The 8649-nt window shown below is 46.5% G+C and carries 9 protein-coding genes; 2 read left to right on the top strand and 7 right to left on the bottom strand.

From position 1 onward, the window contains the following. The first annotated feature begins 435 nt into the window (after positions 1-435). Positions 436-3237: a toprim domain-containing protein gene (locus ACFIJJ_RS05300; RefSeq protein ID WP_375646212.1), complete on the top strand. Its 2802-nt coding sequence runs from the start codon at positions 436-438 to the stop codon at positions 3235-3237. Here ACFIJJ_RS05300 and ACFIJJ_RS05295 read toward each other — a convergent pair. From ACFIJJ_RS05295 to ACFIJJ_RS05265, 7 genes are all read right to left on the bottom strand, one after another. After that, positions 3228-3788: a hypothetical protein gene (locus tag ACFIJJ_RS05295; RefSeq protein ID WP_375646210.1), complete on the bottom strand. Its 561-nt coding sequence runs from the start codon at positions 3786-3788 to the stop codon at positions 3228-3230. The two genes, ACFIJJ_RS05300 and ACFIJJ_RS05295, sit on opposite strands and share 10 nt — an antisense overlap. A gap of 58 nt (positions 3789-3846) precedes the next feature. Beyond that, positions 3847-4530 (bottom strand): hypothetical protein, encoded by a 684-nt coding sequence (locus tag ACFIJJ_RS05290; protein WP_375646208.1) that lies wholly within the window; start codon positions 4528-4530, stop codon positions 3847-3849. Positions 4531-4687: 157 nt separating this feature from the next. Further along, positions 4688-4831 carry a hypothetical protein gene (locus ACFIJJ_RS05285; RefSeq protein WP_375646205.1) on the bottom strand — a complete coding sequence of 48 codons (144 nt, stop codon included), beginning with the start codon at positions 4829-4831 and terminating at the stop codon, positions 4688-4690. A gap of 20 nt (positions 4832-4851) precedes the next feature. Then, positions 4852-5175 (bottom strand): hypothetical protein, encoded by a 324-nt coding sequence (locus ACFIJJ_RS05280; protein ID WP_375613616.1) that lies wholly within the window; start codon positions 5173-5175, stop codon positions 4852-4854. 56 nt (positions 5176-5231) lie between these two features. Beyond that, complete coding sequence (locus ACFIJJ_RS05275) at positions 5232-5885, bottom strand: hypothetical protein (protein ID WP_375646203.1); 654 nt, start codon at positions 5883-5885, stop codon at positions 5232-5234. A gap of 15 nt (positions 5886-5900) precedes the next feature. Continuing rightward, positions 5901-6305, bottom strand: a complete 405-nt coding sequence (locus tag ACFIJJ_RS05270) for a hypothetical protein (RefSeq protein WP_375622814.1) — start codon at positions 6303-6305, stop codon at positions 5901-5903. Beyond that, a complete protein-coding gene (locus tag ACFIJJ_RS05265) occupies positions 6265-6459 on the bottom strand; it encodes a hypothetical protein (protein WP_375646201.1) in 195 nt (64 codons plus the stop codon). Before ACFIJJ_RS05265 ends, ACFIJJ_RS05270 begins: the two co-directional genes overlap by 41 nt. A gap of 86 nt (positions 6460-6545) precedes the next feature. Here ACFIJJ_RS05265 and ACFIJJ_RS05260 point away from each other — a divergent pair, with 86 nt between their 5' ends. Then, positions 6546-7115 carry a hypothetical protein gene (locus ACFIJJ_RS05260; protein ID WP_375646200.1) on the top strand — a complete coding sequence of 190 codons (570 nt, stop codon included), beginning with the start codon at positions 6546-6548 and terminating at the stop codon, positions 7113-7115. Positions 7116-8649 lie beyond the last annotated feature (1534 nt).

Below are 8649 nucleotides of genomic sequence, written 5' to 3'. Positions count from 1 at the left end.
AGGCATCCCAACACATGCCCCACCACACATCCCCATAGGCACCCAGCACACCCCTCCAACACACACTCCAACAGGACTTCCATCATGCACAAACCTCAGACATATCCACTCCCCTCCTTTTCCCGCCTTCTTCCTTTCTCCCCCTCCTTCTTTCTCCCCCTCCTCCTTTCCTCAAGGCGCCACTTTCCATGCTCTTGGCAAGCAGACATCAAGGCAGCAGTTTCAGAAGGTTTGAGTGAGAGCAAAGCCCATTGGCAAGCCAAGAAGTTTCGCGACTATTGGCAAGAAAAGAGCAGCAAAGAAGCACACAAAGTAGACTAGCAAGCCCCAGCACCACGGGACTTTACGATCAGATCGAATGGTGAGAACAGCAAAAACAGAATCCTCACCTCCCACATCTGAAAAAACAACAATATATTCACCAGACGAATGACCATGAGCACAATTTTTGAAATCAAACAAAAACTTATTTCACAAGCAGATAGAATAGCAGAAATGCTTCTTCCCCAAGGGCACAAACGAGGCAACAATTGGATTGTAGGCAACACACGTGGCGAGACAGGTCAAAGTTTATCGATTTGCTTGAGTGGTAGTAAAGCAGGACTTTGGTATGATTTTGCAGAAGGCACTGGAGGAGATCTTTTAGACCTTTGGTGTGAAGTCAAAGGCATTAGCCTCTCTCAAGCCTTAGAAGAAGCACGCGCGACTCTCAATCTGACACGCGCCAAACCCTTTATGGCGCCCCATCGTACCTATCGCCGTCCACCGGTCCCTACAGAGCAGAGCCCGCAGAATCTTGTAAAAGCCTATCTCCACAAAGAGCGCCACATACCTTTAGAGATTATACAGCGTTACCGCATAGGAGAAGATGGCGAAAAAATCATTTTTCCCTTTTATAAACCCGATGGCACCCTTGCTTTAGTTAAAGAACGGCTTGCGCAAGCGGGAGCAAAAACAAAACCAACAGCAGCACACTGTGAACCGATTTTATTTGGTTGGCAAGCCCTTTGCTCCACAAACCACACCGCCACGCACACATCCCAGCAGGCACCCCAGCACGCACCCTCAACCAACCACACCGCCACGCACACATCCCAACAGGCACCCCAACAGGCGCCCTCAACCAACCACGCCTCCACACAGGCGCCCCAAAACACCGCCTCAACCAACCCCGCCTCTACACAGGCGCCCACGCACACATCCCAACAGGTAACCCAGCACGCATCTCAGCAGGCATTCCAACACACACCTCAGCAGGTACCCTCAACCAACCCCACCTCCACACAGGCGCCCCAAAACACCGCCTCAACTAACCTCACCGCCACACATGCATCTCAACAGGCACTCCAGCAGGCACCCTCAACCAACCACGCCGCCACCCACACGCCCCAACAGGCACCTCAACAGGCACCCTCAACCAACCACGCCTCCACACAAGCGACCCAACAGGCGCCCTCAACCAACCACGCCGCCACGCACACATCCCAACAGGTAACCCAGCACGCATCTCAGCAGGCATTCCAACACACACCTCAGCAGGTACCCTCAACCAACCCCACCTCCACACAGGCATCCCAGCAGGCACCCTCAACCAACCACGCCGCCACCCACACGCCCCAACAGGCACCTCAACAGACACCCTCAACCAACCACACCGCCACGCACACATCCCAGCAGGTACCCTCAACCAACCCCACCTCCACACAGGCGCCCCAAAACACCGCCTCAACTAACCTCACCTCCACACAGGCATCCCAGCAGGCACCCTCAACCAACCACGCCGCCACCCACACGCCCCAACAGGCACCTCAACAGACACCCTCAACCAACCACACCGCCACGCACACATCCCAGCAGGTACCCTCAACTAACCTCACCTCCACACAGGCATCCCAGCAGGTACCCCAACAGGCGCCCTCAACCAACCACACCGCCACGCAGGCGCCCTCAACCAACCACACCTCCAACCACGCCGCCACGCACACGCCCCAGCAGGCACTCCAACAGGCGCCATTCCCCATTTTTTCTTCAACAAACCGTACCATTGTCATCACTGAAGGAGAAATTGATGCGCTATCCTTAGCCGCCTATGGATATCCGGCGGTTTCTGTTCCCTTTGGAGGAGGCAGTGGAGGAAAGCACAATTGGATTGAAAATGAATTTGATCATTTAGAAGCTTTTGAAACGATTTTTTTAGCCACCGATATGGATCCGCCCGGAGAAGAAGCAGCCCGTGAGATTGCCAGCAGGCTTGGACGCCACCGTTGCTACCGTGTCCGTTTACCCCTTAAAGATGCCAATGATTGTTTAACCGCAGGGATTGATAAAGCCACCATAAAAGCCGCCTTTTCCTCAGCACAAAGCTTTGCCCCAGAAGGTTTACGGCGCGCCTCAGACTATAAAGATCAAGTGATTGGGCTTTTTTGGCCAGAGCCTGAAAAACATCTTGGTTATACGGTTCCCTATCCTAAACTGAAGGACAAATTGCATTTCCGCCCAGCAGAATTAACGCTCTGGAGTGGTGCGAGTGGTGCAGGTAAAAGCCAATTGTTATCAGACTGTATTCCCCATTGGATTGCACAAAACAGTCGGCTTTGCTTAGCGTCTCTAGAAATGAAAGGAGAACAATCGCTCCGCCGTTTAACCAAACAAACGGGCGGCTTAGAACAGCCCACAAAAGAGACAATTGAACGGATTCTTCATTTTTTAGACGAAGGGCTTATTCTTTATGAACATGTTGGCAAATCGAGCGTTGACACCTTGCTTGAAGTCTTTGACTATTGCCGTGCGCGCTATGGCTGCGATCAATTTATCATCGACAGTTTGATGCGGCTTGGCATTGCCTCTGATGATTATGCAAAACAAGAACAAGCCGTTTATAAAATGGTTGATTGGGCTGTTTTAAACAGTGTGCACATTCACCTTGTCGCCCATGCCCGTAAAAGCGGTCTGGATAAAGATATCCCCAGCACAGAAGACATTAAAGGCGCCTCAGAGATTGGCGCCAATGCCTTTAACATCATCACCATTTGGCGCAATAGACCGTTGGAAGATAAAATCTTTGCCGCCTCTCTCGCACAAGAAAAAGCAGATTTAGCCAAACGCCCAGGTGTCATTATGAATATTGCCAAACAACGTTCTGGTGATTTTGAAGGCAAAATAGGGCTTTGGTTTGATCCCCAAACTTATCGCTATCGCTGTTCTTTTGAACAATCATTCCCTCGACGTTATCTGTAATGCCCTATAAACCCCACTCTCTTTAAAAACGCCTCCGCTTTCAAACGCGCACGTCTTGCTCCCACAGAAACAACAGGAAGGATCAATCCACAAATGATGAAAAACACCCAATCCTTCGCGAACCAAAGCCTGCTCAACCCTAGATTCTCTGCTCCCAAACGCAAACAAAAAAAGGTCGCTCCAACAACGGCGCAAAACACCACCCCCTTCAATAACCACAAACAACGCGTCACCACCCCATCTCGCCGCCCCCTCATATGCAAAATCAAGAACCACTCCAACAGTGCAGCAAACACGATCCCTATCAAGGACAGGAGACCCCATGGTATGTCCATATTCTCCATCCCCCAAAGAGCTAAAAAAAGGACGACTCCTAAAATGCAATAAAACAGCACTTCCTTCAAAAAGAGGGAAACACCACAAATACAATAAAACGCCGCCCGCCACCACGAAATATCGAAGCGCTTGGAAACCTTATAAGTACCAATAACGACAACAATAAAAAGGTAGGAAACCACCGACAACAGCAAAAAAAACAAATCGTTCGACATCACATACCCCTCACAGCAAGCCCATTAAAGATCACACCCATAAGACAAAAAACACACCCTACTTTAAGAACCAAGCCCATAGAACACGCGCACGCCTTACACCCTGATAAATCAAAGGAGAAAAAAATCCAACAATAAAGGGCAACACCCTCTCATCCGAGAACCAAAGCCAGCTCAACCCTAGATTCTCTGCTCCCAGACGGGCAAAACAAAGAATTGGTGCCAAAATGCAGAAAAACAGCACAAAATTCAAAGCACGCAACGACCTCTGTAACACCGTATCACTTTGCTCGCGTATAAAGAACCCCAAGAGCACTTTCAACAATAAAGACAAGAGCAAAACCTTTAAGAATACCGCCCTTATGCTATCCATATCCCTGACGCCCACAGCAGCAAACCACAGGATAAAGCCCATCATGCAACAAAACATAACTGCCTTTAAGAACACTTGCCAAGCAACAGGCATACTCTTGACGCCCAGATGCACCAAACCAAGGACAGTTGCAAAAATGCAAGAAAACACCGCCCCCTTTAAGAGCAGCTCCCCATCAACAGCGCGCCTGCCCACGCCCACATAAACAAAACCAAGGTAGGTGGCAAGGGCGCCATAAAGCACCACCCATCTCCAAAACATCCACCCTGTAACAGAGCGACGCTTTGCTCCCACATAAATAAAAATCAAGGCAACAGCAAAAAAGCAGAAAAACCAAGGCAACAGCCAAAACATCACATCGTTCGACATCAAATACCCCTCACAGAAAGAACATCAAAGATCACGCCCGTGGGAAAGAAAAATGCTCATTCTTTTTAAGCACCACCCCAACAGTACACGCACACACCGTACCCCCTCCAAAACAAACAAAGGAACGAATCCAACACTGCTCACAAACACCCCATTGTTAAAGATCAAAAACCAGTGCCCCCATATGCTTGGCTCCGTTATACGCCAATCCAACAACGCCACCAAACACCAGCCCCTTAAAAAACATGTCCCATGCAACCACCATACACCCCGCACCCTCATAAGCAAAACCAAAGACCATGCCCAAAATGCAGCAAAAGATCAATCCTTTACAAAGAATGAAAGCCTAAACCCAAGACGCTTTGCCCCTAGACAAATAAGCCCAAGGATAAGACCAAAGACAACGCCAAAAAGAATGTTAAAAACCCACTTGTTTGAAAACCACACCTGAGCCAAACCAAAATGCTCAGCTTTCGCATAAACAAAATCAGAGGTCACGCCAACAAAGAATGCAAGCACCCCACCCTTAAAAAAGTCCTTCCTTGTAAACCCGAAAAACCTTATTCCCACATAAATAGAAACAAAGGCGAGCGCCAAAGGGCAGAAAAACCCCAACCACTGCCAAAACATCAAATCGTTCGACATCAAATACCCCTCACAGAAAGAACATCAAAGACCATGCCCGTGGAAAAGAAAAATGCTCATTTTTTTAAGTACCACCCCAACAGTACACGCACACACCGTACCCCCTCCAAAACAAACAAAGGAACGAATCCAACACTGCTCACAAACACCCCATCGTTCAAGAACCCCCCATCGTTCAAGAACCAAAGCGTGCTCCAGCCCATATGCTTTACTCCCACATGTGCCAACCCAACGACAGTGCCAATAATGCAAGAAAACACCACCCACTTGAAGCACCACACCCCACGCGATATCCATTTACCCCGCACCCTCATAAGCAAAACCAAGGACAGCGCCAGCAATGCAACAAACACCGCTCCTATCACTAAAAATTCCCATGATATATCAAAACGCTTCGCTCCCTTATAAGCAAAGCCAAGAACCACTACAGCAATGGCGCAAAACACCACCCCCTTCAAAAACACGCCCCACGATACAGTTCTACTGTTTGCTCCCACAACAATAAAACAAAGGACAGCTCCAGCAATACAAGAAAGCTCCACCCCCTGCCAAAACACCTCCCACGTAATAGCCGGTCGCCCCGCATCTTCATAAGCAAAACCAAGGACCATGCCAACAACGCAGCAAAACGCCAGCCCCTTTAAAAACATGTCCCGCGCAACCACCATACGCCCCGCTCCTTCATCAATAAAAATCAGAGACCATGCCAAAAATGCAGCAAAAGATCAATCCTTTTCAAAGAATGAAAGCCTAAACCCAAGACGCCTTGCCCCTCTATAAATAAGAGCAAGGACAAAGCCCAAAAGGACATAAAACACCCACTTGTTTGAAAACCACACCTGAGCCAAACCCAAATGCTCAGCTTGCTTATAAATAAAATCAGAGACAGCAGCCAAAATGAAGCTCAACAACACCATCTTGAGGAACAAACCCTTCGTTACACCCCGCCGCTGCATTACTTCATAACCCAACATAAGGAAAATACCGGGAATGCCATAAAACGCCACAGCCCGTAAAAATACGCCCCACGTCATCCCCAACGCCTTCATTTCCACATACACAGCCACAGAGACATAGGCCACAATGCAGCTAAACACCAATCCTTTCAGAGACAAAAGCCCGCGCGCCATCACTCACCTCCCTCATCAAGTCATTCAAGGAAAATCCACCATGCGACAAAACACCCCTCTTTTCAAGAGCCAAATCCATGGGGCTCCCACACACAAGCGCAACAGTCCAAGTCACCCCCAAGAGCACATACCCACACGGTACACTCCAACACATGTCTTCCTCTCATCCCCCTCTTTTGCCTAGAGCAAGCAACATTTTTTAAAAACGAGAAGCAAAATTAAAATTTTTAAGGAGATGCTATGCCCCATAAGCAGAAAAAAAATATGCAAACCTGCCCGCTTGATCATCAAAATCAAGAAAAGCACATTGGTCATTTAAAGACGCAAGAAATCCCTGTTGAAACGCGTAATCCTTATTTTAAACCCAATCATCCAGAAAGTTCCAGCAACCCGCTCACGATTAAAGCCATTGCCAATGCACAAAGCCATCCCATTGCCCTTTTATATGCGAAAGGACATCTCAGCAAAGCCCAATATAAAGCGGCAGAACGTTTTTATTTTTACTGGCGTCAAAGCCAAGCCGATCTCCACATGAGCCTTGACTACACCCGTGAAAAGGTTTCCTGTAGCCAAGGGTACATACACCCCATTGAACGTCAAATAGAAGCCTCCAATCATTTAAGAACCATTAAAGTTCAACTGGGTATTCTTGGCTATTCACTGCTTGAACGCGTTATCGGCCATGGACAAGCGATAAAAGAATTAAGTCCTTCAAAACGCAAACAAAACTCCCTTGCCGATCATTTACGAGATTGTTTAGACTTGCTCGCATTTCATTGGGGATATGCAAACCATAAACATTTTGAATAATCCCCCCTCCTCGCCATTTTAAGCGGCCTTCTATGTTGGTCACCCTCTCTAAAGAAACCTCCCCCACACGGGCTCAAGCATTGAGCAACCCTCCGCCCCTCACCCTCCAAAGAATGTAGCCTCACAAAACCCCAGCCTCACAAAACCGCAACCTCACAAAACCCCAGCCTCACAAAACTGCAACCTCACAAAACCGCAACCTCACAAAACCCCAGCCTCACAAAACCCCAGCCTCACAAAACCGCAGCCTCACAAAACCCCAGCCTCACAAAACTGCAACCTCACAAAACCCCAGCCTCACAAAACAAAAATCCTTCCCCCACACCAGTCCTATAATCATGAGGTGCTCTTAATTCGTTTTTGACTGAAGAATAAGTTTTGTTCAAGATGCTTGCATGCATCATAACATCTTTAAATATAGTTTAATTAATATCGAGTCTCAAAATAAATATTCCATTGAAAAAAGTATTCATCAAGTTTTAATGCAAAATGACAAAATTTTCTTTTTTGTAAAAGTATTTTTATATTGCTATCTTTTCAATTCTCTGCTAATTATAACGCGTTAGGTTCTGTAAGTATGTTTTTTTGTATTTAGTACGGCCTTTTAAATTTATTCTTTTTTGACACGTTCTGCGAGTCAATGTTAAAATTCTCCTGCTTTTTAGTCCTCTGATTGCAACAGGGGACTTTTTTTATGACTGTACTTTTTTATAACTGTATTGTCTTAAATCACTTCCTTATGAGCTTTATTATATTCCTCCATAAGGTCTACCCGCAAAATAAATCATTCTTTTATCAAATTGACTTGCGTTTCATTCTCAAAGAACAAAGATTCTTACCCCAATCTGATCTACAAACAGCTTGGATACACTTCACTCGTGGTTTTCCATTCACTCTTGGCTTCCATTCAGGGTTTTCCGCTAAACTCAAGGCGCAACAGAGGCTTGCTCTGTCTTAAAGATTCACCACGCCCTTAAAAAAACACTAAAACATATCCAAACAAGTTTATCCAAGGAAGCTTGCTTCATATCACCAAACCTCACATGACAGTGTTTTACGACATAACACAATGACTTAACTATAAGATAACTTTCTTTATCGCCCCCCAACAGGTTGATGTATCACGATAATACATTGATTTATAATCACCATATCCCGTTATCCATATAAAATTAAGAGACCCAGATATCATAGGGATTCTCTCATTTTAAATTTATTTCATGTTGCATCAATCAACACCTTGTCGTTTCCACATTACAAACATGAGAGACATATGAAATAAAACACTAGCAAGATAAAGAATCAAAATACCTCTTATGAACACGCTCAAGAGCCAAAGGCTGTCATCACATGAGGCGCGAATAGTATGATAGTGCAGGCTTTCCCCTTATGAGATTTTGAAAGAAGGGCTTATCCACTTCACAAGAGATTTCTCCATTATCCCATTCATCAATATCCCCATTCATCAATATCCCCATTCATCAATATCCCCATTCATCAATATCCCCATTCATCAATATCCCCATTCATCAAT

Origin of the sequence: Bartonella sp. TT29SHDZB (assembly GCF_042193395.1) — a bacterium.
GTDB lineage: Bacteria > Pseudomonadota > Alphaproteobacteria > Rhizobiales > Rhizobiaceae > Bartonella.
This window is presented reverse-complemented; position numbering and strand designations above follow the sequence as displayed.

What these genes read in the sequence shown, in the direction of transcription:
- ACFIJJ_RS05295 (WP_375646210.1), bottom strand. Translation starts at nt 3,788, where the DNA reads ATGTCGAACGATTTGTTTTTTTTGCTGTTGTCGGTGGTTTCCTACCTT.
- ACFIJJ_RS05270 (WP_375622814.1), bottom strand. Translation starts at nt 6,305, where the DNA reads ATGGCGCGCGGGCTTTTGTCTCTGAAAGGATTGGTGTTTAGCTGCATT.
- ACFIJJ_RS05285 (WP_375646205.1), bottom strand. Translation starts at nt 4,831, where the DNA reads ATGGTCTTTGGTTTTGCTTATGAGGGTGCGGGGTGTATGGTGGTTGCA.
- ACFIJJ_RS05280 (WP_375613616.1), bottom strand. Translation starts at nt 5,175, where the DNA reads ATGTCGAACGATTTGATGTTTTGGCAGTGGTTGGGGTTTTTCTGCCCT.
- ACFIJJ_RS05300 (WP_375646212.1), top strand. Translation starts at nt 436, where the DNA reads ATGAGCACAATTTTTGAAATCAAACAAAAACTTATTTCACAAGCAGAT.
- ACFIJJ_RS05265 (WP_375646201.1), bottom strand. Translation starts at nt 6,459, where the DNA reads ATGTGTTGGAGTGTACCGTGTGGGTATGTGCTCTTGGGGGTGACTTGG.
- ACFIJJ_RS05260 (WP_375646200.1), top strand. Translation starts at nt 6,546, where the DNA reads ATGCCCCATAAGCAGAAAAAAAATATGCAAACCTGCCCGCTTGATCAT.
- ACFIJJ_RS05290 (WP_375646208.1), bottom strand. Translation starts at nt 4,530, where the DNA reads ATGTCGAACGATGTGATGTTTTGGCTGTTGCCTTGGTTTTTCTGCTTT.